Below are 24,818 nucleotides of genomic sequence, written 5' to 3'. Positions count from 1 at the left end.
TTTCTTACTCTTTCTTAGCAAGCTGCTGTCCCTTTATATTAAAGAATCTAGCAAACCTTTTAAGAATGATATATCTCCACCAGCCAATATAAATAAGAACCCTGCCATATTAATGACGACAGTCAAATAATACACGGCACGGAATTCAGCCTTTTGTGACTTATGACGAAGATAAGTCTGCGCAACCAGGGCTCCCACCCAACCGCCAAGCACACTGAGTAGATGCAACGTCGACTCAGGTGTACGCCAGTCACCACTTTGGGCAGCGGCTTTATCTTTGGCATACGTAATATAAGTGATAATGCCCAATGCGGCATACCAACCAACGACTAGCCAGCTCAACTTACTCATAGCTGCCAGTAATATTAAGACACCGTAAAACCCGACACCTAAAAACAGACGCTTTTGCTGTCCTGCTTCAAAATCAGCTTGGGTACTGCGCTTATGATTGCGCTGACGGATTTGCTTATTTTTTTGCGACATTTTCTGTTGTACAAATTCGAGCTCTTGCACATCTTTTGCCTGCATGCGTCCTTGATTGTCTTGACCGAGTGTAAAAACCACTTGCTCACCGACATCCGGACGACGACGCGCTTTAAACTCATTGATATGAAAGAATACAGAGTCGCCATTCTCCGTTTCGATAAAACCAAAGCCTTTATCGTCTTGCCACTTTTTAACTTGCCCCTGCTGTTTACTAGCCATCGATATGCCCGCTCTCTCTTAAATTCGCTAAATATAGTATAGTTGAGTTCAGATAATTCTGATACAAGGAAACCGAGTGCAAGCTATACATTAGTATGGTTAGCGAGGATGACGGTGTAGCGGACTTATATGGACTTGACTACACGCTATTTGCGTTACACTTTTTACGCTTACATACACTGTCAGATGACTTATCATTTCTCATATTATTTTTTGATTTAATATCCCAATTTCGCAACGAATGGCCTCTGACTATGACCGACTCACAATTTATCAATCCCAATGAAGACACCCGTATCACTCACGGCAGTCTTGTAAAGCTACATTTTGAAGTATCACTAGAAAATGGCACGGTGATTGACTCTACTTTTAGCCGCGATGCCCCTGTGACTTTGACCATTGGTGATGAGAGTTTATTACCAGGCTTTGAACAAGTACTGATGAATTTACGTGCGGGTGATACACGCTCCGCTCATCTTGAGCCAGAGCAAGCGTTTAGCGATTGGAATCCTGATAATATTCAGCATTTCAGCCGTACTCAATTTGCACTGATCGCTGACAATCCTGAGATTGGCATGATGGTTGAGTTTGAAGACAAAGGTAAAAACACCTTGCCTGGTACGATTAGCGCCATCGATGATGACCAAGTCGAAGTGGACTTCAATCACCCACTTGCCGGGCAATCGCTGCTGTTTAAAGTAAAAATATTTAAAGTGACACCACCTGGTGTGACTGGCATAAAGCTCATCTAATACAATAATAAGGACACAACATGCAATATCAAAAACTGCCACAAATCGATGAAGATGTTTCTAAAATTTGTCTAGGTACGATGACATGGGGACAGCAAAATACTGAGTCCGAAGCGCATGAGCAAATGGACATGGCGTTGAGCGAAGGTGTAAACTTTTGGGACACGGCGGAGATGTATCCATCGCCACCGGATAAAGACAAGCAAGGTGACACAGAACGCTTCATGGGTACTTGGTTTAATAAAACCAAACAACGTGACAAAGTCATTCTTGCCAGCAAAATATCACCGATGGGGTTTTTGCGTGATGGGCAGACACGTTTTAACGCTAAGCATATCAGCAGTGCTATCGATGACAATCTGGCCCGCTTGCAAACAGACTATATCGATATTTACCAACTGCATTGGCCTGAACGTCAAACGAACTTTTTTAGTCAGCTTGGTTATACTGAAGAGATGGCATCGCAACCGCTAGATGATTTGACACCTTTTCTAGAGACCATTCAAGCATTGAACGATGAGATTAAAAAAGGTCGCATTCGTGCGTATGGTCTATCGAACGATACTGCATGGGGACTCATGCGTTATCTCTGGGAAGCGGATAAAAATGGTTTAATACCACCTCTTACTGTGCAAAACCCTTATAGTTTATTAAACCGCTTATATGAAATAAACATGGCGGAGATTGCTCATCGTGAGAATGTTGGCTTACTCGCCTATTCTCCCCTCGGCTTCGGTGTATTGTCAGGTAAATATCTTGATGGTAAACGCCCAACAGGTGCGCGCCTTACTATGTATGACCGCTTTGCCCGCTATACCAATGAAGAAGCAATATCAGCAACCGTTCAATACGCCAAGATTGCCGCTGATGCAGGATTGGATATGGCACAAATGGCATTGGCTTTCGTTAACTCACGCTCGTTTGTCACCAGTAATATCATTGGGGCAACCACGCTAGAGCAGCTTAAATCTAACATCGATAGTGTTAATTTGACCCTAAGCGCAGATGTATTAGAGGCGATTGAGGCGGTACATACTCAGCATCCTAATCCGTCACCTTAACTTAATCTGACTTATAGCTATTGAAAAGAAAAAGGCGCAAATCGCGAGAATTATCACTGCGATTTGCGCCTTTTTTATTTCTGCTTACTTATCAATTCAAGCAAGCCTGATACTTAAGAAAACTTATGCTTTAGATGTTTTTTCTTGAGCCAGTTTTTCTTGAGATGCTTTTGTCAGTACTCTCGAATGCAATTCAGCCAATCCTTCTTGCATACGTGCTTGCAAAATATTGGTAATCTCACTCTTATTTAAGCCTTTAGGATCTATTGGCTCAAGTGGCAATACATAAGCCGTCACATCCTTACTATCCAGTACTTTTTTCAGGCTATCTTTCATCGTCAGCTTGCCATAATAAGGCAGCTCTTCACTCAACGTGCCATCTCTATTGACATAAGCAATTACGAGAGGACGCACAGGAACATCAGCATCTATCGCTGCTTGCAGCAGTGTGCCATGGATACGCTTGATTTTTTTGCCATCGGTAGTGGTTGCCTCTGGAAAAAAGATAACCGAAAACCCCTTACTTAGGAAATTGGCAATCTGCATCGCGACCGTGCCTGCATCACCGGATCCACGCTCGATAAACACCGTACCTGCCGCATGAGCCAATTTACCAAATACCGGCCAATCGCCGATTTCTGCTTTGGATAAGAAAAAGGCTGGGCTCAAAGTGCCTACCACAGGAATATCCATCCATGACACATGGTTAGATACCCACAGACCATGGTGCTGCTCTACTCGCTCGACTGCAATGACTTTTACACCAAAAGAGCCTGCCATTTTTCGGCAAAAGGCCTGAATATAGCGTGGTAGTGTTTCGCGTGGTGGCTGTTTGAAAGCACCGATACGTTGAGCGGCGCGTAGTCCACCAGCAATAGTGGTGGTCATGCCAGCGATTTGTTTACCGCGACCGAATTGCTGTCTGAGTGAAAAGCCTGACTTTGATTGGCTCATCTGTATCCCTCGTGGTTAAAAACGTATGATTGTATATCTTAAATAAACGCAGTGAGTATAACAAAATTTATGAACTCAGTGATGATTTGTTCACTGAGTTATGGATGCCTTTTGTTAGCATTGGACACTCATCATCTTTCCCTCACCTTGATGCTACCCACATTAAATATCTTAGCATGATTAAAAGTCTACTAAACGAATTGATGGTATAGTCGATTCAATATAATTTGGATACAAGCAAGCCGAGCGAAAGTGCTACAAATAGTAGACTCAGCAAGACTGACACTGAGTCCAGTTTATAAAGGATTGGCTATAGTACGCATATATTCAATAAAAGAGGCCTAATTACCAACCTTGTAACATAAAAGCATCGATATTTAGGCTAATACGCTTTAACATCAAGTGATAAGACCACATATAGAAGGTCATACAAAAGCTATTTCGACGTTTGTTAAAACGTTTATTAAATTGATAATAGCGATATATCTACTTTATTAAATAGGTGACACTCTTTGGATTATTTTGAAAGACATGAAGGTGGCGAACGCGCCATTATAGTACATTTAGACATCCGCCAAATTCAGGATCCTGACGATCTGGGTGAATTTGAGCTATTGGCAGATTCAGCTGGTGCAGATCGCTTGGCACTGGTCACCGGCTCACGTGCACGTCCCGATGCCAGATATTTCGTTGGTAGCGGTAAAGCAGAAGAGATAGCAGAAATGGTACGCGAGCATGATGCAGATATCGTGCTTTTTAACCACAGTTTATCACCCTCACAAGAGCGTAATATCGAAGCATTGGTGAAGTGCCGCGTGTTAGACCGTACTGGTCTGATTTTGGATATTTTTGCTCAGCGTGCCCGTACTTATGAAGGTAAGCTTCAGGTTGAATTGGCACAGCTGAATCATTTATCAACGCGTTTGGTCCGTGGTTGGACGCATTTGGAACGTCAAAAAGGTGGTATCGGTCTGCGTGGGCCAGGTGAGACTCAGCTTGAGACCGATCGTCGCTTGCTACAAGTGCGCGTCATGCAGCTCAAGAGTAGAATTGAGAAAGTCAGACAGACACGTGCGCAAGGTCGAGCCCGCCGTCAAAAATCAGACGTACCGACTATTTCACTCGTTGGTTATACCAATGCTGGCAAGTCCACTTTGTTTAATCGTTTGGTCGATGAAAACATCTATGCTGCTGATAAATTGTTTGCAACACTCGACCCGACGCTACGCCGTTTAGATTGGCAAGGTGTGGGCCGTGTGGTATTGGTCGATACAGTAGGTTTTGTCCGTCATTTGCCACATGAATTGGTCGAGTCGTTCCATGCGACACTAGAAGAAACGCTAGAGGCAGACTTATTATTACATGTCATCGATTCTTCTAGTGAAGACATGCATGAGCAAATTCAGGCGGTCAAAGATGTACTGGCTGAAATCGACAACGATGTGCCTGTGCTCAATGTCTACAACAAAATCGATTTAACCGATGAGCCTGCACGTATCGGCTATGCCAGCGAAGGTGAACCTAACCGTGTCTATGTGTCTTCTAGAGAAAACTTGGGCATGGAAGAACTATCATTAGCCGTGCAGCAGTTACTCACGGGTACATTAACCACTTTTGATTTGACGCTTCCTTATCATGCAGGGCAATTAAAAAACGCTTTGTACGAGCTCGGTGTTATCCAACAAGAAAGCTATGATGACAGTGGTCATGAGTGCTTAACGATTCGCCTCCCAAGTGATAGGTTGAGACAGCTACTTGGTCAAGCAGATCTAGATCCAGTAGATGTCCTGCCGCTTGCCCAAGCCACGCTACTGATGCCTGTACTTGAAGAATTTGAGCAGCCTGATGAGGTTGAAGAGCAGACAATGACTGAAGCAGAAGAAAAAGCGTTTGACGAGTTTGATGCGCTGAATACTGAAGCAGAAAATCTATCGAAATAGCTAAATTCTAAAACAATGTTTTAAGCATTTAAGTTATAGACAATAAGAGGATGATATCCATTGGTATCATCCTTTTTTATGGCCTATATATTTAAATTTCATATACGGCTGAGGCAGTTTGTAGACTAATAAAGGTTGATGCCCTAGCAATTTTATAGTGGGCAGACTATATTCAGTCCAAACAACAAAGCGCCTTATTACCTTATAGACTTTATTAGTTTGTCTACTCTGTATATAATCGCCTGTTATACATTCAACAAACATTGAGACATAGGACACGCTTAATAAGGCATTATTACCTATACTGACTTTGCGCTTATTCTATTTATCTCTGACTTGGCCAGCATTTCTTATGAAATCTACTCACTTATCTAGCATGCCTCTATGGCTCGCCGTAATCTTGACTTTGGCGCTAGTTATTCTTGTCCGTGAATCAGCCGTTATCCTCTGCCAATGGGCAGGTATCGAAAAAGCCGCCAATATTGTCGGGCTGGTCGCTATGTTTTGTATCTTGATGTCCTGGCGATTGCTCAAAGGTTTGCCAAGTTGGCTAACGCAAGCCAGTAATACCCTATTGGTCGATAGTGGCTTTGCTTTTTTGCCCGTCTCTGCTGGTGCAGGATTGCTACTCTTTGCCTTAGGTGATGAGCTATGGGGCGTAATGGCTACGATGATTATCAGTGTGCTGATTCCACTGTGGGGCTTGGCGATTCTTTCCAATCGCTGGCTAAATGACAATGTTAGTACAAACACTACCTCTGTTGAAGAGCACAAATAATAGCTGTGAGCAATATGAACAAGGAAAAGGTATGAGTTTTGACAGTGTATTTGTGACGACCCTAGCAGCCATCGTACTAACCTTGGCGGCACATGTCATTGCTCGATTGCTGGCACGTAAGATTTCATGGTTGCCAATGGTGATTACCGCGTTAGCGCTTGTTCTTTTATTCTTGTTCCTTTTGCAATGGGATTACAATGATTACTACAGTGCTGCAAAGCCCGTATTTGATCGTCTGTTAGGGTATGTCACTGTATTATTGGCAATGCCTTTGGCCGCGATGAGCTTTAAAGGGTTACCAGTCAAAAAGCTCATGTTAATCGTCACTATTGCGAGTCTTGTAGGTGCATTATTACCCATGTCATTGGCATATCTGTTTTCGCTAAGTCACGACACCATACTCGCTTTTGCAACACGGTCAGTGACCACGCCGATTGGTCTGAGCGTCGCCGATTTGATTAAAGCACCACTTGCCATGGCGAACTTAATTATCATTGTCTCAGGGCTTATCGGTGGAGCTTTAGCGCGCTTTTTGTTTCGTGGTATCGATGATGACCGTGCTAAAGGCCTAGCGCTTGGCTTAGCTGCTCATGCTTTTGGTACCGTGGAAGCTTGGCAAATCAGTCATACTGCCGGACGTTACGCTGCATTTGGGTTGGCAGTAAACGGTCTGGTAACAGCCATCTGGGTACCTATTTTTATCAGTGCCGTTGTCAGTTAATTTTGGGTAAAAACCACTTAATCATGTCAAATAACTTTTGATTCTTATCGAATAGCTTTTATCGGCTTTGAATTAATGATAGGGCTGTATGAGTAAACATGCATTAGTACTGACACTCAGTCACCATAATTAAAACTGTTAGAGTGTTGATTTTTTTACAATTTAAAACTGGCTTTCCGATTTTTTGTCGATAATCATATGCGTTAAAAATTTATTATATGTTATAGTAAGCAACTATTATTTTTTGTATCTATTACGAGTGGTTTCTAGTTAAACGTGGTTTTTCTAGGTTGCTATATTCCTTATAGCTATAAAATCCGACAAGCCCAATAACCGCTTAAATGCGAAAAACGAAGCGCCTATAGGCAAAGTAATTTGCTATTACTCGATAAAAAGTGATAACCCTATGATAAACGTTGCAACCTTAGTGACTCGCTGCTTGTCTCCTATTTTTTTGACCACTGTTGTTCTATCAACTTTATCCGTTTATGCTCAAGCTGAGAACATAACAATTTATAAGGATAAAAGTGGGAAAGTATTAATGACTAACGTCAATCCCAGTGGTAATTTTGATCAATTTACTAAAAAAGTGCAGGTGAATTACTACAAAAGCTCTAAGTTGTATGATGGCAGTAATAACGGTTATAGCAGCAATAATGATTACGGTAGCAGCGCTGCTAGTAACAGTGGCACCCGCAACGCTTATGATAGCTATATTCGTGACTCTGCCCAACGTCATGGCGTAGACCCTGCCCTCATGAAAGCAATGATGCATACAGAATCAGCTTTTAATCCAAACGCGCGTTCACCAGTCGGTGCACAAGGTCTGATGCAGCTTATGCCAGCGACAGCTCGCCGTTTCAAAGTGAGCAACCCTTGGAACCCTGCTGATAATATTGAAGGCTCAGCCAAATATATCGCTTGGCTTATGCGCCGTTTTGACAATAGAATTGAGTATGCAGTCGCAGGCTATAATGCGGGTGAAGGAAACGTCGATAAATACGGTGGCATCCCTCCTTTTAAAGAAACACAGAACTATGTTAAAAAAGTCATGAGCCGCTACCATAGCTTATATAAAAATGACTCAGGGCTGTCTGGTGCGAGCATGAGCGCCAGTAACCAAACTAGTAATACGAGCGGTGGTCTAAAAAATGTCAGTTATGGCACCAGTAGTAATAATGCCAGTTATACCAATTCTGCTTATGCGGCCTTACGTTAAACTATAGAAATCATATACAAACAATCAGACATAAAAAAGCCCGTTAATAAATTAACGGGCTTTTTTATGCTTGGAGACTCTATTTTATAGTTGAATTCAAATAATTTCGATACAAGGAAATCGAGTGCAAGCTATACATTAGTATGCTTAGCGAGAATGACGATGTAGCGGATTTATATGGATTTGACTATACCTCTTATAATGCAGGTGATAAAGTCAGACTACGAATGCTGAATAAAATTTTACTCCACACGCATAGCCATTCCCAATGTAAAAGCTTACTTGTTAGCTGCTTGAGTAGCCGCAACTTCAGCAGCAAAATCTTCTTGCTTCTTCTCGATGCCTTCGCCAACTTCTAGACGTTTGAAACCTAGTACTTTTACGCCTTCAGCTTTTAGTACGTCACCAACTTTTTTGTCGTTGTCCATAACGTACGGCTGACGCAATAAAGTAACTTCTTCTAGGTACTTACGCAGGCCACCTTCGATCATTTTTTCAACGATGTTGTCAGGCTTGCCAGACTCACGAGCTTTTGCTTCGATGATGTCTTTTTCGCGCGCTAACAAATCAGCAGCAACGTCTTCGTCATCAATCGCAACAGGGTTGAATGCAGCGATATGCATGGCAAGGTTCTTACCAGTGTCTGCAGCGCCGCCTTCGAAAGAAACCACTACACCGATACGTAGACCATGACGGTATGCAGCGATGTTTGCACCTTCAAGTACTTCAACACGGCGGATCTGAATGTTCTCACCGATTTTTTGTACTAGTGATACACGTGCTTCTTCAACGCTTTGGCCATTACCATATGGTAATTCAGCGATCGCAGCAACATTAGTTTCGTTGTTTTCTAGAGCGATGCTAGCTACTTGCTCTGCAAACGCATTGAAGTTTTCGTCTTTTGCAACGAAGTCAGTCTGACAGTTAACTTCTAACAAAAATGCTTTGTTTTCGCCTTGAGCGATGATGATTGCGCCGTCAGCTGCGATGTTACCCGCTTTTTTAGCTGCTTTGGCTTGACCAGACTTACGCAAGTTATCAATGGCAGTTTCAACATCGCCGTTTGATTCTTCTAACGCTTTTTTACATTCCATCATGCCAAGACCAGTACGGTCACGCAATTCTTTTACCATTTTGGCAGATACTTTTACTTCTGACATAAGAGTCACCTTAGTATTGTTATGTGAGGTACAGTCAAGTCCATATAAATCCGCTACATCGTTGTATCAGAATTATTTGAATTCAACTGTCGTGCTTAACTTTTGCTGATGTTGCTTTACTGTCTAGCTATACAATCAAGTTGTACGATGTTGCTCTTGTTGTGAGGAAAGCGTTCGTTATGTCGCTATCACAGGAACTGTATATAGCGACAGAAGGTATAGGCGATAATACTCGCCTATTAACGAGCTATCCATCAACAACAAGGCATGACGAGTAAAACTACATCATGCCTATTGTAAGCTTGTACGCTGTTAATAACATTATATGGATACTGATAAAGGTACTATCAAGTTATCCTTACAACGTTAAACCTTTCAGGTCAGCTATTTATTCTGCTGGAGTAGCAGCTTCTTCTGCAGCTGGAGCTTCTTCAGTAGCAGCAGGTGCTTCTTGCTCAGCTTTACCACCAGCTTGAGTTTGTGCGTATTCTTTACCGGCAATGATAGAATCAGCCATAGAAGTAACATACAAAGTCACAGCACGGATAGCATCATCGTTAGCTGGAATGATGTAATCAACGTTATCTGGGCTAGAGTTAGTATCAACGATACCGATAACTGGGATACCCAAATTCTTGGCTTCTTTGATAGCGATCGCTTCGTGATCTACGTCTACTACGAAGATAGCGTCAGGTAGGCCGCCCATGTCTTTAATACCGCCTAGTGAACGCTCAAGTTTTTCCATATCGCGAGTACGCTCTAACGCTTCACGCTTAGTTAGCTTAGCGAAAGTACCGTCTTCTGCTTGCTTCTCAAGCTCTTTTAGACGATTGATTGACTGGCGTAGTGTTTTCCAGTTAGTCAACATACCACCTAACCAGCGATGGTCAACGTATGGCATGCCAGCGCGAGCAGCTTGCTCACGGATGATGCCGCTTGCAGCGCGTTTAGTACCAACAAACAATACTTTGTTTTTCTTAGCAGCTAGGCCATTTACGTAAGTCAATGCTTCGTTAAACGCTTTTACTGTATGCTCTAGGTTGATGATGTGAATCTTGTTACGTGCACCAAAGATGTATGGTCCCATTTTTGGGTTCCAAAAACGTGTTTGGTGACCAAAGTGAGCGCCGGCTTGTAGTAAGTCGCGCATTTCGATTTTGGTTGGATTCTTTGTAGCCATGTGAAATATTCCTATTGGTTGGGTTATGCCTCCACATCACAAAAACTGCCTATCTAGCGACACGCATCTGCTAACGGTTAATGTTTATTGAGACAGCACTAACCTTTTTGCAAATTAATCAAGTCGCCAAACACCCAGCAATTCTTTGCCATGATGTGTGTGTCATTGGTTGGTTTAAAAAAGAAGCTATGCTCAGATTTCAGAAATACTCTCAAACCTAAACTATAAAGCAAATTATAAAATAGCTGCGCCGTATTTTATCATATAACTTACTGTAATCGCCAGTAATTTATCAGTATAACGCAGCAAAGTAAAAGTGAGATATCACCATATTAACAGACAAAAAAAGCGACACAGATGCGTCGCTTTTTCGGGAATTACTTTGGCTGCATATCATTTGCGCTATCTTAGGTTATGCAATGCAAATACCTATCACAGCTTTATGACCATGCCAAGTAAATGGCGTGACATAGCTTTGACGGTCTTTAGGCAAATAAGACACGCTAGGCGCACTTTCTACAATATGCGGTGGAGAAATAATAAACTCCGAACCAAACTCTGTACGAGCATTACCAGAGATAGTATTGGCCATTTCACCTAGCAAATCCTTCATCATTATGATTGATGAGTCAGGCTCTCCCATGACTTTTAACACCTCTCGCAACATCACGCTTGGTGCACTCACGTACACGCAGCCTTCGAGAGGGCCAGATATTTCAATCACACCACTATAATCATAACCAATAGCACTTCTGTTATGATTCAGATAAGGGGTATCAATAGATACTTCTGAGCCATCAATCTGTGCAAAAAATGCATTGATTGAGCTAAGAAACACACCTAGTTTTTCTACTTTGACCATAATATATTAATATCCGTCTTTATTACGCGGCAGTGTCGTTAATCTTGCAAACAAACCACGATCTCGCCAACTTGTGAATGCCAAGTGATGGGGATAATAAAAGAACGCTCATTGTTCGGCAACACAATACTTTGCGGAGAGCCTTTAAACACAAGTGGCACAGAGATGTGAAACTCTGGACCAAACTCTTTACGCGCATTGCCTGCGATAGTATTAGCGACTTCACCAGCCAAATCTATATAATTTTCATCACTTTTGTCCGTTTCACCCATACTATCCAATATAGCAGACAATAACTGCTGCGTTGCCGAGAAATACACCACGCCTTTTTGCCCACCGGATATACCAATGACACCTGTATAATCATGAACTTTTGGTTGTTTGTTTTCTAACAAATAAGGAGTGTCAGCGACGAGCTCCTCTCCACCAAACTGATTAAAGTAGTTAGTAATAATACTTAGAAAAATCTGTAGCTTTTGTTCTTTCATAATAACATCTACTTAAGTCGTTAAAGGGTTTAGTCTTGCATCAATTCATACAAAGACTCGACAAGCTCTTCTTCCGAAAAAGGCTTGCACAAAAATCCGCTAGCACCCAATGACAATGCTTCAATGCCAGTGGCTTTGTCAGACAATGCTGACACCACTAAAATACGTACATCAGGATCAATCTCAATGATTTTTTCGATACATTCGAGACCATCCATTTCCGGCATGGTCAAATCCATTGTGACCACATCAGGACGATGAATATTAAATTTCTCGATGGCTTGAACGCCACTGGTGGCCGTAGCCACCAACATAAACTGCCCTGAATCGTACGCGCGCTGAATACGATTTCTAATAATATTTGAATCATCAACAATCATTAACTTATACATAACTGATCTATTACCTTTAATGAAGTGCTTGTCGTCCCTGACAATATAACTTGCTATATTTAATTAAACGTTAGGCAATGTAATAACAAACCGTGTCATCTGACCCAGCTCACTATTCACATTAAGCTTACCATCGTAGTCTTTTACTTTCGCTTTGACGACGTCAAGACCGACACCGCGTCCACCATCTTCGTCTGCATCATCTTTGGTAGAAAATCCTGAAGAAAACAATTGCTTGAGCAACTGACCTTTGGTCAACTTATTAGCGTCTTCAGTGCTAAAACGACCTTCTGTGCTTAATTTAGTACGAATGCCATTATAATCAATACCTTGACCATCATCTTGTACAATCAGCATGAAATTCGAATCAGTATTTTGTACTTCTATATCAATGACTCCTACCTCAGCCTTACCAGCTGAGTGACGAACACTGGGCGCTTCGATACCATGTACCACAGCATTACGTAGTAGTTGAATACTGATTTCTTTAAATGGCTTTGCTATATGTTCTGGTATATGCACTTGTGCCAGCGTACTACTCTTTACCTGCACTTGCTTACCCTGTCTTTCGGCAATATCTTTTACGAACGCTTCATAAAAAGATAAAAGACCATCATCCTCGTCACTATCTAGATCAATATCCTGACCGCCATCGGTATCTATATTACCGACTGAATCGTTTGATACTGGCATCTCGACCATGATAGTTTCTGGCGCGCTATTTCTTGCAACATCATCTTTTGTTGTCAGTGCTTTTTCTGCTACTACAGGTTTTGACGTCGTTGGTGCTGAGCGGTTAATGCGCTCACCTAACGTCGCGATGGTATTCGATAAGCTTAATAAGTCATCTAAATGTACTGCCAATGGCAAAAAGTCATTACCAGAAAGCTGACCTTGGTTCTGTAATGCGTGCAATTTATCTTCCGCATCAGAAGCAATCTTCGTAAAGCTGTGTAGTTTTAACGCAGAGGCCTCACCTTTTAAACTGTGCATCTCGCGATAAATGGCTTTTAATTTCCCTTCAAGCTCGTACTGTGAGCTACCAGGGTTTTTCAGGATATTATTCATTTTTTCGATATGCATCTGAGTATTAACAATGAACTCATTAATAATCTTCGGATTTACATTCAAGATAGTGGTTAACATCTCAATTTGCATATCATTCTGTGAGCGCTCTTTCTCTAAACGCTGCTCCAAGTAGACAGCATCTGATACGTCATTGACGTTGACCAAAATACGGGCAATGTCTTTATCGTCATAAACCCGTGAAAACTTAAAGTCTAAGAAGCGATTATCTGCTGCTTTACTTCCAGACACATTGTGCAACATCACTTTGTGCAAAGGGTTAAGAGAATTCACCAGTTTTTCTTTGACTCGTGGATTGTAGAGCTGCTCAATAAATTGCTCTGTTGTCTTCAAATCTTTATCAGAAATACGACCACGTAAAACATTGGCAAAGTTCTCTCCCGACAACTTATCAGAACCGATAATACCGTTTAGTGCTTTAGAATGCTGCTGACCAATATTTAGGTCTTTATCAAGCAAGAATAGACCAGTACTTACCGTTTGCATAATTTCTTGCGTTTCTTGGCGAGCGGCAAAGGCTTCCGCATCCGTCTCACGCAGACGACGTACAAAGAAGAATACGAAGATTAGAAAGTATGTGAAGATAGCGGCAACACCAAGTACCTGAATAAGACGAATGGTCGTCGCTTGACGTTCTGTTTCTTCATAAACTTCATTAGTCAACTGCTCTAGCGCATCGTTCATACTCAAGCTAGAAGTTTTTGCTTGCTCATAAGCTAATGCTAACTCATCTGAAGAATCCACTCGGATATCACCAGCGCCTTCGAGATATTTTGCAATCAGTGGTTTTAGTTCACTCCAATCTTGCTGTGCCCCTTCCAATGCGGCCAATTCCGTTGCCGTTTTGATACTAGGGATCTGATGAGCATTACCAGAAGCATCAATATATTCAGAACCTTCACGCATACTCGCAAGTAGTTGATCAATACCTTGTGTATTATTTTCTAATCTTTCTCTTACACGTTTTTGGTGAGGAGAGTTGATATGCTCACCCACACTACCTTGTAAATCGAACAAATCTTTAATAATAGCCTGAGCATTATTAGCTGTTTTATTCGATATATTTACTAATGTGGTATTGCGCTCAAGAACACTTGAGGTATAAAACGTAAAGGCGAGCAGTATCCCAATCAATGCCAAGAAGGCAGCAATCGACAAGATCAAACCCCGATAACGGGAGTTACCGTTGTGAGTTGATATAGTCATAGCAGAATCCTTTCAATGTATATAGTCCATTCTCTATAAATTGGATACGGTGTCAGTCTCGCTGAGTCTACTACTTGTAGTACTTTCGCTCGGCTTTCTTGTATCCAAACTATATTGAATTGACTATAGATAAATTTATATTTATGGTTTATTTAAAAATAATACGTTCCATAACGACTACGCTTGAGGCTACTGCAACATTTCTTGTTGCTCCAAAGAGGCTTTGGTCAAATCTGTACCGAACCATTTGGTGGTTAACTTTGCGTACGTACCATCTTCTTTTAGGCCTTTTAATCCTGTATTTACTTTTTTGAGTAAATCAGGTTGGCTCTTATCAACTAAAAAGACTTTGCGAGCACCATCTGCTCTGATACTTTCATAATCAAAATATCGTGGTTGCAAACTTGGCAAATCATTTAACGTATAGCGCAGTACACCAGAATCATCAACTACAGCATCAACTTTGTCTTGTGCCATCGCTTCTACTGCTGCAAACGTAGTCGGATACTGCTCTAAAGAACCTAGCTTATACGTACCTTGTGCGAAGTATTCATAAGGTTCTGAACTGGTCAACACACCCACTCTTAAAGTACTCAAGTCATTTAATGACTTAATATTTAATGAGTCGTCTAAATATACAAGGCTAGTAGGAAGCGGTGCATAAGCATCCGAAAGTAGGTATTTGCTAGCACGCTCGCTGCTATAAGTGAGACCTGCTGCTACCATATCTCGACTTTTATTATCCAAGTTGTCAAATAACCCTTCCCAAGGATCATTATAAACTTCAACTTTAAAACCTTGGTTTTCACCAATATATTGCATGAGCTCTATATCGAAGCCCGTTACATTTCCGTATTCATCTTTAAACTCATAGGGAGCATAATTGGCTTCAGTACCAACCTTAATAACTGGTGCTGTATCAGGCAGATTACTAACAAAGTCATTCTTACTTTCCGTTACTGGCGCATCAGCCGAATTAGTATCTTCTTGAGTGGAAGAGTTACCACAGCCAAATAGGCCGACACTCAATACAATTGGTAACACTCGATATAACTGCATCATAATCTACCCTTTACGCTTAACGTTGTTATACATTTCAGTGAAAAATAATTTAGCAAGGTTATACAATATGTTCGTAATATTTCCTTACAGAAAGTTACGTATTGATAATACTTATCTAAATTTATGATTGCAATAACTATGTTTAGAAATTGTTAATAATTTGTTATATATAACAAAAATTAAATATACTCTAGATAAACCAATTAAACTTTCTCATTGTCTAATTATAAAATAGACAAAAAAAAGCATTGATATAGGATATCTATATCAATGCTTTTTGAGATATAACGCAGGAATATTTAAACTTTTAACTTACTCAGCATCATCCAAATTTAAGTTACGATCAATTTGCCAGATCAAGAAACAACCTAGGCCCATTAATGAAAACATGGCAATGCCGATTTTGAGCACTGGATTGACCGGAAATAGATTTAATAATAATCCACCGAAAATACCAACTGAGAACATCAGTGAGCCTTGTAACGCACTCGCCATACCAGCGCGGCGCTTTTGGAAAGCAAGTGCAATAGCAGAGGCATTTGGCTGAGTCAGACCTAAGCCTGAAATACAGAAGAAAATACAGGCGAGTACTAATGGCAACCAAGCATCAGTACCCAAAAACAGTCCTATCACGAAAAGCACGCCTGCAGAAATAACCTGCATCATCGCACCAAAGCGTAAAATACTTAGAATACGAAAGCGGTTGGTCAACCATTGATTTAGCTGCGTCAGACCCACAAAGCCTGCTGCGTTCATACCAAACAACCAACCAAAATGTGTCGCTGATACGCCATAAGTATCCATAATCAATTCAGAAGCCGAACTGATATAGACAAACATGGCACCCATCAACAAACCACCACCAATTGCCGGATAGTTAAATGTTTTGTCCTTTAATAAGTCCCAGTACTGGCTAAGTACTTCTTTTGCAGGGCGTACATTTCGGTTTTCTTCAGTCAGTGTTTCAAAAAAGAAAAACTTTGTAAGCAACAAATTAAGAGTGCCAAAAGCCGCCAAAAACCAAAAGATAGAATGCCAGCTAAAAAACCGTAAAAACAGTGCACCCAGCGATGGTGCTAATATTGGTGCCAACCCCATCACTAAAATCATAATAGAAAATGCTTTGGCTGTTTGTTTGGCAGTCAAACGGTCACGAATCGCTGCACGAGTGACCACTGATCCAACACAAGCGCCAAGTGCTTGCATCGTTCGCCCAACAAATAATACATACTCATTATCAGTGGTCGCACAGACAATGGAGGCAATGACATATAACGTCATACCGATATATAACGGCTTTACTCGACCAACACGATCACTAAACGGCCCATAAAACAGCTGACCAAACACCAAACCCAAAAAATACGCTGGGACAGAGTTGGCCATAAAGGCAGTGGAGACACTAAAGTCATCTGCCATCGATGGTAGTGCCGGCAGATACATATCAATAGACAACGGCCCTACCGCGACGATAAGTCCGAGCATCATAATCCATGCAACGGGCAAATCAGCAGAGCGCACGCGCTCAGAAGCGATAGGTTTGTTCGGCAGGGAGGATTTTTGAGCAGACATATTTAGGCCATTTTATATAGGGCGTGTTGAACATTCAAATATTAGGGCTGCTGATCGCTAAAATTGCACCAAACTAGGCGCAAACCGACGATAATGTCGAGACCTTAGCTAGGTTTGTAACAACGTTTGGGGTGATTTTAGCATCAGCCTTTCAGGGCAGTACTCTTTTTTGCCAATATATGGCGAAATTGTTTCACCTAGAATGACTAGGCTTCAACAATTTCACTGCATATTGTCTCAAAAATAGTGACTGCCAGCACCACATTTGAATGTTCAACACGCCCATAGTAATTTTTATTTTATTATTCATGCTTTCACTGTTTTCGCTTTTACTTAATACCGATAGCAAAGGCGATTAACAACAATAGTGTATAGTTACACACATCTGTACAAGCAGACAATGCTATATCGCACTATCCGCTTGTATTTCAATGGAAGTATAACGTTAATAAAACAATCGCGAATCACTATAGTCAGTTCACTATAAAAGTATTGCTGCGTTAACCTCGCTTAAAGTATTTAATATACCTCTACACTTGGTTGCCTTGTTCAACTTTTAAATTGAATCAACTATACAATGAATACCTAAAATATAAACGATGATTTATTTGATAGAAAATCGTTTAGCGGAATTGACGTTTGCCAAATACAGTACTCGCTTGCTTGGCTTTTCTTAGCGCAAGTTTGCGGTTTTGACCAAGCATCATTTTAAGCTGCCATACTTTTTCTTTATATAAGGTTTTCGCTGGCTGATGATGCATGGCATTGATGATTCGCTTACTGGCTAGTACAGCGTCAGGAGAGCGCTCTGCAAATTCAGCGGCAAGCTGCTGAGCTTGCTCAAGTGGCGTCTCGCTACAATGACTGACAAGCCCTAATGTTTTGCCTTCACTAGCATCGATGATACGTGCACTCATGGCCAATTCTTTGAGTACATCTTCTCGCACCACGCCAAACGCTGATTGGGTCAAGCCCATATCTGGCACCAGCCCCCACTTGGCTTCCATAATAGCCAGCTTACAATCGGGATGACTGATACGCACATCGCAAGCAAGTGCCAATTGTAGCCCTGCACCAATACAATAACCTTCTAATACAGCAATCACTGGTACAGGCAGATCGCGCCAAGCAAGACAAACGCGTTGGAAAGAGCTTTGCCATGGTTTTATGAGTTCCCAAAATGCAAATGCTTTGTTTTTTGGATGGTTTAAATCACCCAAATCGATACCTGCACAGAACGTGCCTTCTGCACCATTTAAAATAACCGCTCGTATCATTTTGTCTTTGTTAATACGACCTGCCAAAGTGATCAGTTCACTCACCACTTTGAAGCTCATGGCATTTTTTTTGTGTGGGCGATTCAGCGTCACTGTTACTATATTATCAGTGATACTAACTTTTAGGGTCTCATACTGGTCAGTGGCAATTGGGCTCATAACAATCCTTATTAATGAATAAAGTATAGCGCTGATATTTTAATGTTCAACAGACCCCAATATTAGCAGGCTTACCTTTATCCTACCTCAGCAATAACTGACTGTAACGGTACAACATAGTCAGAGAAATCTATCAAATAATTAAGACCACCTATCTTATAGCTGACGTCCTATACTATAGTTCGGTTAGATCATTAGTTCGGTTAGATTATTAATTCAGTTAGATCATTTTCCACGTCATATCATTTTCACTTAAACGGTGATAATTAAGCTGAGGATAACCAGATAAATCTAGTACTTGTAGATTATTTAGCGCTAGCATTAACGCCTCATAATATGGCGCCAGCATAGCGAACTGTGCAGGGGTCGTATGCTGCACATTTAATAAGCATTTATCCTCTAAGTCCTGACTGGCCTGACGTAGCTGCGGCACACCCGTATAACGACTACCCCCCAAAATACGATGCGCAATTTGCGCCAGCGCGTTACGATCTCCTTTATCCCAAGCCTGAGCCAATGCCTGTTTTTCATCGTTGATGGTATCAAGCATCATAATAATAAGCTTGGCAGCCAAATCAGGTTTATTCGCCGAACGATGAAGGGCATCTTGCCAATCTAAAATATCTAAATCTTTTATTCCCTGCTTATACACCTCTGATTCTGTACTGGTCATATTCTCATCGTGAGAACTGTCTGTCGGTTTTTTTGGTGCTGACAATAGCGGTACTTGTCCATGTTTATTTAGGTGTAGACCCTCATAACGTGGTTGATTTTCTCGCTGTGGCTCTCGTCTGTAGTCCTCACGAGGCTGACTATCACGCAGGTAATCATCACGAATTTTTTTCAATGATAAAGGACGGGTAATCTTTTTCGGATTTACGCTATCAGATACACCATTCCTATTACTCTCATTACTTTTTGATATGGAATCTGTCTTAACAGTCGAATCAGCAGGCCAAATTGAATAACTGTCAACATCACTATTTTGCCAATTGCTGGATTGGGCGTTATTGTTTGCCGCGCGACCCATTACCGGATCTACCGGATCAATGACGGCCAACTTATTTTCTAATAAGCCTCTTTCTAATGCACCCTGTTTTGACAAGTCGCTTTCATTCAAACCAATACTTTGTAAATCGGAATCAGGCAGCAGCATTGATTCTGATGTTGTGGTACGTCCAAGCCATTTCTGTAGCACTTGCAGTAACTGCGGCTGGCTAATAGGTTTACCAACATAATCATTAATGCCACTGGCAATAAGCTTGTCACGCTCATCAGCCAGTCCATGTGCTGTCAAGGCGATGATAGGAATTCGATTATCATCATTTTCAATATTACGAATTTGGCGGGCGGCCTCATGACCTGACATGCGTGGCATTTGAATATCCATAAAGATTAAATCAATACTGCCTTTATCCTGAGTAGCTGCTTTATCTTCAGTATTCGCCTCTTCATAAAGCGCACTGTTTGATTTTTTATTTACCTCATCGCGCGCTTCTGCTTTAGATATCTGAGTTTTATTAGATAGGCTCTGCTTATCATTTTTCGATGATTTGGCGTGCTTAGCCTGTTGCTTACTGATAATTTCTATGGCATCAAAACCACTACTTGCCGTCACTACCTGTATACCAAGCTCACTTAGCAACGCATCTAATACCAATAAGTTGGGCAGATGGTCATCTACTGCCAGTACCGTCACCCCTTTCCAACGTGGCTCTTGCAGGCTTTTTGGAACACTGCGTTTCTGCGTATCTAGCATGGCATAGAGCTGTCTTTTGTCTAATGGCTCATACAGTATGTTGGCATGATAGCGATTTAATAGTGCTTGGTCAGCCGCCACTTGATAGCCAAACACGGCAAGCTTGCCCTGATAATGTAGACGAATCTGTTTTAGCAGCGCCATCATATCGTCTTGCGTATCATCATCAACGATGACCCAATCCCAATAATTGCCGCGTTCTTTTAAGGACTCGAGCACGCCCGGTAATGAGTTGGCTTGCGTAAGGGTAATCGGCAAATACTGTAAGCTGGCCTTGAGAACTTGAATAGATGCCGTATGATTGATCCATACCAACACATTAAATTCATCGGTCTCACTTGCCAGCGGTGCCAATACTGGTAGCTCAATCGTCTGACCAGTAGCAGCTTCTAACACATCGACATGTGCTGGCATACGAAACCAAAACGTTGCACCTTGATTGGCAATATTTTCTTGTGCATTGTCATGAAAACCAATATCACCGCCCATCAATCGTGTCAGCTGCTTAGATATGACCAGTCCCAATCCTGTACCGCCATATTGACGAGTGATAGATGGGTCACCTTGGCTAAAGCTCTGGAACAGCATCTTTTGATCCTCTAAAGAAATACCCTTTCCACTGTCCTGTACGCTAATCATCAAGTAGTTGTCGCGATGATCATCCAAGCTGACGCGCACCACTACATCGCCGCTGTCGGTGAACTTAATCGCATTGCCCACGATATTGGTCAATACTTGCTTGAGACGCAGGGCATCGCCATTGATACGCATCGGCACATCATTATAAAACAGCACAGCCATGCGTAAGCCTTTCTCTGCCGAGACTGGCGAGAGCATATCGACCACATCATAGATGGTGTCATAGAGATCGAACTCATGGCGATCGAGTACCAGTTTACCCGCTTCAATTTTGGAGAAATCCAAGACATCATTGACCAATGCAAGCAAATGTGCGGAAGATTTCCGGATGGTCTGCACATATAGATCTTGCTCAGGATTTAACTCACCATGACGTGCCAGCAGATTAATAAAACCATCAATACTGTTCAGGGGTGTGCGCAACTCATGACTGATATTGGCCAAAAACGCCGACTTGGCTTGACTGGTTGAGATGGCGGCATCACGCGCATTACGAATAGAGATGTTTTGCATCTCCATCTCATCAAATGCCAAACGCAAATCGTCTTCGGTTTGCTCAGCATGATCTTTGAGCTCCTGAAAACTCATATGCAAGCGGCGCAATGTCCTGACCAAATCTTGCTGTAGTAGATTTAGCTCCCCATCTGATTCCACTGGAATGGGATAATACAGGTTGTCGACATGGGTACGCTGTAGCTGTAACCGCAGCTCGTAGATGGGTGCTATCCAACGCTTTGAATAAATATTTAAGCTGAGCAATAGAATTAGAATCGTGAACAAACCTGTAATCACTAACGCCATGGCGATACGATAACGCGCGATATACAGCGGCTCATTGTCCATATCGACGAGCAACCACAGTTGTTGCCCTTCAAACTCACCCAATACACTGCCGTAAGCGGTACCAATAGGCGTTAGCTCTTGCGACAAAAACTTTGCGTTGGTATCTATTGCAGGCCATGCTTCATTTAATCCATAACCGACTGCGGTGAGCACTTGATTGTTTTCATCGATAATGGCAATGCGCTGTACGTGCTGCTCAGACTGCATACGACCCAATTTATCTTGGATACCCTCAAGCTTTGTCATCACAGTTTGCGGCGTTTCACCTACATAAATTTCGCTGATGTCTTGATTGCGCTCTTGCTCTAATAGTTCAGGAATCAAGTCTGCAATCACTGGTGTATAGCGAATAAGCACAGCCTCAGCCAAGACACCCTGCTCTGAATTACTGGCACGCATGGTTTCATAAAACACCAAGATACCGCCGACGGCAGCCAACACACAAATTGGTAAAAACACCAAGATGATTAATTGGCCATACGCACTGCTAGTATCAAAACGTTTTTTGTATGCCATGCTATCGTCACTCTCTACTGGGGGTTTTGCTATGTATCGTTAACCCTCTATAAATTAGATACGGTGTCAGTCTCGCTTAGTCTACGACTTGTAGTACTGTCACTCAGCTTCTTAGTATCTAAATTATATTGAACCAACGATATCAATAGCAGCGGCAAGCTATTTTGCCTAAGAATACACTTTATAAATATTTCGGCTATTTTAACAGTATTTATAACGGCACATATTATCATCGATAATATAGCTAATGATCGATGCCGCAACCGTCTTTTAGCTGTCTAGTCATTTTTAGACACCACTCATTTACCAAAATCTGTTGATGCTATCAGCGTAGCCAAAAACAAAATGATATAATGACGCAACTTTTTATCAGTTGCCATTTTTTTGTGATTGTCACAATACAATCAACTACGAAATCATTAGCTTACCTTGATAGCAACCGTATTAATATCTTGACTCAAAAACTAAAATTATATGTAAGAAATATACTGTTATTCAAAAATCAATTTTAAAATTAATAAGGATACTTTATGTCCGCACAGGCTATATTAAAGGGTAACTATATTACTCAAGTCACAACGCTTGCTGATTGCGTTGGCCAAACGCCATTGGTTAAATTGCAACGTCTACCTGAGACAGAACAATTAACCAATGGTGCCACGTTACTGGCCAAGCTTGAGGGTAATAATCCTGCTGGCTCTGTCAAAGACCGCCCTGCTTTTAACATGATTTATCAAGCAGAACAGCGTGGTGATATCAAGCCTGGCGACATGTTGATTGAAGCCACTAGCGGTAATACGGGCATTGCCTTAGCCATGGTCGCTGCGATGCGTGGCTATCCAATAACACTATTAATGCCAACCAACTCAACTCAAGAACGTAAAGATGCCATGATTGCCTATGGTGCAACGTTAATCGAGGTTGATGAAGGGATAGAAGCGGCGCGTGATTTGGCACTACAAATGCAGACAGCGGGTGAAGGCATTGTATTAGATCAGTTCAATAACCCTGATAATAGTCAGGCACATTACCTCACCACAGGACCTGAGCTCTGGGCGCAAACTGGGGGTAAAATCACGCATTTTATTAGCTCAATGGGTACCACTGGCACTATTACAGGTGTCTCACGATATCTAAAAGAACAAAATCCCGATATTAGAATCATTGGCTTGCAACCTGATGAAGAGGCTTCGATTGCGGGAATTCGCCGTTGGCCTGCCGCTTACATGCCGGGTATCTTTGATGCCGACTTAGTCGACGAAGTCATGGATATTAATCAGCATGTCGCCGAGATTTACATGCGCAAACTGGCCAAAACCGAAGGCATTTTTGCAGGGGTTTCTTCAGGTGCAGCAGCATGGGCAGCAGTACAAGTCGCTAAACAAAATCCTAATGCTGTTATTGCCTTTATCGTGTGCGATCGTGGTGATCGTTACTTATCGACGGGTTTGTACAATGTTGATGACAGCGATGTCGATAACAGTAATATAGATAACAGCCTAGAAGTTAAGTAACGAACAGACAGCACTGCTCAATATCGTTGATTCAATTTAAGAGAGATTAACGCTATTACTCTTTTATAGTGGATTGACGATACGTTGATAAATAGTCAGGATTATCTATGTCACAAGCCCGACCTTCCGACCCTATATTGGTCTTTAATATCGAGACTGTCGCCGATACGGATGCGGCGCGCCGTATCTACCCACAATTGGCTGAACTCAATGATGCGGATACGCTAAGTGCTTTGACAGCGCTTCGTATGCAAGAAGCTGGGCACGACTTTATGCGCTTGCCGCTACAGCGTATTGTCTGTATCTCTGCTTTATATATTAAAGATGGCAATTTTTCATTGTTTTCGTTGACCGCAGATAAATTCAGCGAAGAAGAGATTCTCACTAAATTCTTTCGAGCATTTAGTGACCTTAAAAAACTGCCGCAACTGATCAGTTGGAATGGCTCAGGTTTTGATATTCCTGTGCTGATATATCGCGCCATGCAGTATGACTTGTCAGCGCCATGGTTATTTGAAGAAGGCGATCGTATCAAAAACATGCGCTTTGATAATTACACTAACCGCTTCCACACGCGCCACCTGGATTTGATGGACAGATTCAGTCAGTACGGTGCTAGCCGACGTGAAGCCATGGATATCGTCGCAAGCCTGTACGGCCTACCCGGCAAAACTGATATCGATGGCAGCATGGTTGGTGACTTGGTTACTAATGGAGACTGGCAAGCGCTATCTACCTATTGCGAGTCTGACGTCATGAATACGTGGCTCATCTATTTGCGCTGGTTGCGTTTAATAGGGCAACTGTCCTCACAAGACTTTGATAGTTGGCAGCAGCAAAGCTATGACTATTTAGCACAATATACCCAAGCAGATGGCAGTATACGTCATCAAGCCTTCATAGCTGACTGGTCATCTGCACCCAACTCATAAAAACACCGCATTTTAAGCAGTCGCTTTTACTTTTATTTCTT

Annotated in this window: 20 protein-coding genes; 8 read left to right on the top strand and 12 right to left on the bottom strand. The window is 41.9% G+C overall.

Annotated features, from left to right (window positions below; all coding sequences use genetic code 11):
- Nucleotides 1-33: 33 nt before the first annotated feature.
- On the bottom strand, nucleotides 34-705 hold the full coding sequence (locus ACZW67_RS00815) for a DUF1294 domain-containing protein (protein ID WP_465181791.1): 672 nt from the start codon (nucleotides 703-705) through the stop codon (nucleotides 34-36).
- 254 nt (nucleotides 706-959) lie between these two features.
- On the opposite strand from ACZW67_RS00815, the gene ACZW67_RS00810 reads away from it, so the two are divergent.
- Both ACZW67_RS00810 and ACZW67_RS00805 read left to right on the top strand, forming a co-directional pair.
- Nucleotides 960-1,457 carry an FKBP-type peptidyl-prolyl cis-trans isomerase gene (locus ACZW67_RS00810; RefSeq protein ID WP_110921717.1) on the top strand — a complete coding sequence of 166 codons (498 nt, stop codon included), beginning with the start codon at nucleotides 960-962 and terminating at the stop codon, nucleotides 1,455-1,457.
- 20 nt (nucleotides 1,458-1,477) lie between these two features.
- Nucleotides 1,478-2,518, top strand: a complete 1,041-nt coding sequence (locus ACZW67_RS00805; protein ID WP_465181790.1) for an aldo/keto reductase — start codon at nucleotides 1,478-1,480, stop codon at nucleotides 2,516-2,518.
- A gap of 123 nt (nucleotides 2,519-2,641) precedes the next feature.
- On the opposite strand, the gene ACZW67_RS00800 is transcribed toward ACZW67_RS00805, so the two are convergent.
- Nucleotides 2,642-3,472, bottom strand: coding sequence for a lysophospholipid acyltransferase family protein (locus tag ACZW67_RS00800; RefSeq protein WP_465181789.1), 831 nt, complete (start codon nucleotides 3,470-3,472; stop codon nucleotides 2,642-2,644).
- Nucleotides 3,473-3,984: 512 nt separating this feature from the next.
- Here ACZW67_RS00800 and hflX point away from each other — a divergent pair.
- The 4 genes from hflX to ACZW67_RS00780 all read left to right on the top strand — a co-directional run bounded on the left by hflX (nucleotide 3,985) and on the right by ACZW67_RS00780 (nucleotide 8,130).
- Entirely contained in the window at nucleotides 3,985-5,412 is a 1,428-nt protein-coding gene (gene hflX / locus ACZW67_RS00795; RefSeq protein WP_465181788.1) for a ribosome rescue GTPase HflX, read from the top strand.
- 352 nt (nucleotides 5,413-5,764) lie between these two features.
- Entirely contained in the window at nucleotides 5,765-6,190 is a 426-nt protein-coding gene (locus ACZW67_RS00790) for a CidA/LrgA family protein (protein ID WP_197099858.1), read from the top strand.
- Between the two features lie 31 nt (nucleotides 6,191-6,221).
- Nucleotides 6,222-6,911 carry an LrgB family protein gene (locus ACZW67_RS00785; RefSeq protein ID WP_465181787.1) on the top strand — a complete coding sequence of 230 codons (690 nt, stop codon included), beginning with the start codon at nucleotides 6,222-6,224 and terminating at the stop codon, nucleotides 6,909-6,911.
- A 406-nt stretch (nucleotides 6,912-7,317) separates the two neighbouring features.
- Entirely contained in the window at nucleotides 7,318-8,130 is an 813-nt protein-coding gene (locus ACZW67_RS00780; protein WP_465181786.1) for a lytic transglycosylase domain-containing protein, read from the top strand.
- Nucleotides 8,131-8,408: 278 nt separating this feature from the next.
- On the opposite strand, the gene tsf is transcribed toward ACZW67_RS00780, so the two are convergent.
- The 10 genes from tsf to ACZW67_RS00730 form a co-directional block, all read right to left on the bottom strand.
- A complete protein-coding gene (tsf, locus tag ACZW67_RS00775; protein WP_110921723.1) occupies nucleotides 8,409-9,290 on the bottom strand; it encodes a translation elongation factor Ts in 882 nt (293 codons plus the stop codon).
- A gap of 388 nt (nucleotides 9,291-9,678) precedes the next feature.
- The gene (gene rpsB, locus ACZW67_RS00770; protein WP_110921724.1) at nucleotides 9,679-10,470 is read right to left on the bottom strand and encodes a 30S ribosomal protein S2; all 792 of its coding nucleotides are present in this window, start codon (nucleotides 10,468-10,470) and stop codon (nucleotides 9,679-9,681) included.
- A gap of 412 nt (nucleotides 10,471-10,882) precedes the next feature.
- Entirely contained in the window at nucleotides 10,883-11,332 is a 450-nt protein-coding gene (locus ACZW67_RS00765; RefSeq protein ID WP_197099855.1) for a chemotaxis protein CheX, read from the bottom strand.
- Nucleotides 11,333-11,370: 38 nt separating this feature from the next.
- Nucleotides 11,371-11,820 (bottom strand): chemotaxis protein CheX, encoded by a 450-nt coding sequence (locus tag ACZW67_RS00760; protein WP_465181785.1) that lies wholly within the window; start codon nucleotides 11,818-11,820, stop codon nucleotides 11,371-11,373.
- A 29-nt stretch (nucleotides 11,821-11,849) separates the two neighbouring features.
- Nucleotides 11,850-12,212 carry a response regulator gene (locus ACZW67_RS00755; RefSeq protein ID WP_465181784.1) on the bottom strand — a complete coding sequence of 121 codons (363 nt, stop codon included), beginning with the start codon at nucleotides 12,210-12,212 and terminating at the stop codon, nucleotides 11,850-11,852.
- Between the two features lie 63 nt (nucleotides 12,213-12,275).
- A complete protein-coding gene (locus tag ACZW67_RS00750; RefSeq protein WP_465181783.1) occupies nucleotides 12,276-14,504 on the bottom strand; it encodes an ATP-binding protein in 2,229 nt (742 codons plus the stop codon).
- Nucleotides 14,505-14,693: 189 nt separating this feature from the next.
- Complete coding sequence (locus ACZW67_RS00745; protein ID WP_465181782.1) at nucleotides 14,694-15,566, bottom strand: substrate-binding periplasmic protein; 873 nt, start codon at nucleotides 15,564-15,566, stop codon at nucleotides 14,694-14,696.
- Between the two features lie 312 nt (nucleotides 15,567-15,878).
- Nucleotides 15,879-17,138, bottom strand: coding sequence for a multidrug effflux MFS transporter (locus ACZW67_RS00740; RefSeq protein WP_465181781.1), 1,260 nt, complete (start codon nucleotides 17,136-17,138; stop codon nucleotides 15,879-15,881).
- Nucleotides 17,139-17,761: 623 nt separating this feature from the next.
- Complete coding sequence (locus tag ACZW67_RS00735; RefSeq protein ID WP_465181780.1) at nucleotides 17,762-18,574, bottom strand: crotonase/enoyl-CoA hydratase family protein; 813 nt, start codon at nucleotides 18,572-18,574, stop codon at nucleotides 17,762-17,764.
- Nucleotides 18,575-18,794: 220 nt separating this feature from the next.
- The gene (locus ACZW67_RS00730; protein WP_465181779.1) at nucleotides 18,795-22,331 is read right to left on the bottom strand and encodes a hybrid sensor histidine kinase/response regulator; all 3,537 of its coding nucleotides are present in this window, start codon (nucleotides 22,329-22,331) and stop codon (nucleotides 18,795-18,797) included.
- A gap of 530 nt (nucleotides 22,332-22,861) precedes the next feature.
- Here ACZW67_RS00730 and cysM point away from each other — a divergent pair.
- Both cysM and ACZW67_RS00720 read left to right on the top strand, forming a co-directional pair.
- Nucleotides 22,862-23,845, top strand: a complete 984-nt coding sequence (gene cysM, locus ACZW67_RS00725) for a cysteine synthase CysM (RefSeq protein WP_465181778.1) — start codon at nucleotides 22,862-22,864, stop codon at nucleotides 23,843-23,845.
- A 107-nt stretch (nucleotides 23,846-23,952) separates the two neighbouring features.
- On the top strand, nucleotides 23,953-24,777 hold the full coding sequence (locus ACZW67_RS00720; protein WP_465181777.1) for a 3'-5' exonuclease: 825 nt from the start codon (nucleotides 23,953-23,955) through the stop codon (nucleotides 24,775-24,777).
- Nucleotides 24,778-24,818 lie beyond the last annotated feature (41 nt).

Source organism: Psychrobacter sp. TPE 89C, from assembly GCF_055522395.1.
Note: the sequence above shows the minus strand (reverse complement) of the source record. Positions and strands in the feature narration are given on the sequence as shown.

Bases quoted from the DNA above. Each gene is read 5' to 3' on its own strand.
- tsf (WP_110921723.1), bottom strand. From the start codon at position 9,290: ATGTCAGAAGTAAAAGTATCTGCCAAAATGGTAAAAGAATTGCGTGAC.
- ACZW67_RS00765 (WP_197099855.1), bottom strand. From the start codon at position 11,332: ATGGTCAAAGTAGAAAAACTAGGTGTGTTTCTTAGCTCAATCAATGCA.
- ACZW67_RS00805 (WP_465181790.1), top strand. From the start codon at position 1,478: ATGCAATATCAAAAACTGCCACAAATCGATGAAGATGTTTCTAAAATT.
- ACZW67_RS00760 (WP_465181785.1), bottom strand. From the start codon at position 11,820: ATGAAAGAACAAAAGCTACAGATTTTTCTAAGTATTATTACTAACTAC.
- ACZW67_RS00740 (WP_465181781.1), bottom strand. From the start codon at position 17,138: ATGTCTGCTCAAAAATCCTCCCTGCCGAACAAACCTATCGCTTCTGAG.
- ACZW67_RS00780 (WP_465181786.1), top strand. From the start codon at position 7,318: ATGATAAACGTTGCAACCTTAGTGACTCGCTGCTTGTCTCCTATTTTT.
- ACZW67_RS00810 (WP_110921717.1), top strand. From the start codon at position 960: ATGACCGACTCACAATTTATCAATCCCAATGAAGACACCCGTATCACT.
- rpsB (WP_110921724.1), bottom strand. From the start codon at position 10,470: ATGGCTACAAAGAATCCAACCAAAATCGAAATGCGCGACTTACTACAA.
- ACZW67_RS00755 (WP_465181784.1), bottom strand. From the start codon at position 12,212: ATGTATAAGTTAATGATTGTTGATGATTCAAATATTATTAGAAATCGT.
- ACZW67_RS00745 (WP_465181782.1), bottom strand. From the start codon at position 15,566: ATGATGCAGTTATATCGAGTGTTACCAATTGTATTGAGTGTCGGCCTA.
- ACZW67_RS00800 (WP_465181789.1), bottom strand. From the start codon at position 3,472: ATGAGCCAATCAAAGTCAGGCTTTTCACTCAGACAGCAATTCGGTCGC.
- ACZW67_RS00750 (WP_465181783.1), bottom strand. From the start codon at position 14,504: ATGACTATATCAACTCACAACGGTAACTCCCGTTATCGGGGTTTGATC.
- cysM (WP_465181778.1), top strand. From the start codon at position 22,862: ATGTCCGCACAGGCTATATTAAAGGGTAACTATATTACTCAAGTCACA.
- ACZW67_RS00815 (WP_465181791.1), bottom strand. From the start codon at position 705: ATGGCTAGTAAACAGCAGGGGCAAGTTAAAAAGTGGCAAGACGATAAA.
- ACZW67_RS00790 (WP_197099858.1), top strand. From the start codon at position 5,765: ATGAAATCTACTCACTTATCTAGCATGCCTCTATGGCTCGCCGTAATC.
- ACZW67_RS00720 (WP_465181777.1), top strand. From the start codon at position 23,953: ATGTCACAAGCCCGACCTTCCGACCCTATATTGGTCTTTAATATCGAG.
- ACZW67_RS00730 (WP_465181779.1), bottom strand. From the start codon at position 22,331: ATGGCATACAAAAAACGTTTTGATACTAGCAGTGCGTATGGCCAATTA.
- ACZW67_RS00735 (WP_465181780.1), bottom strand. From the start codon at position 18,574: ATGAGCCCAATTGCCACTGACCAGTATGAGACCCTAAAAGTTAGTATC.
- ACZW67_RS00785 (WP_465181787.1), top strand. From the start codon at position 6,222: ATGAGTTTTGACAGTGTATTTGTGACGACCCTAGCAGCCATCGTACTA.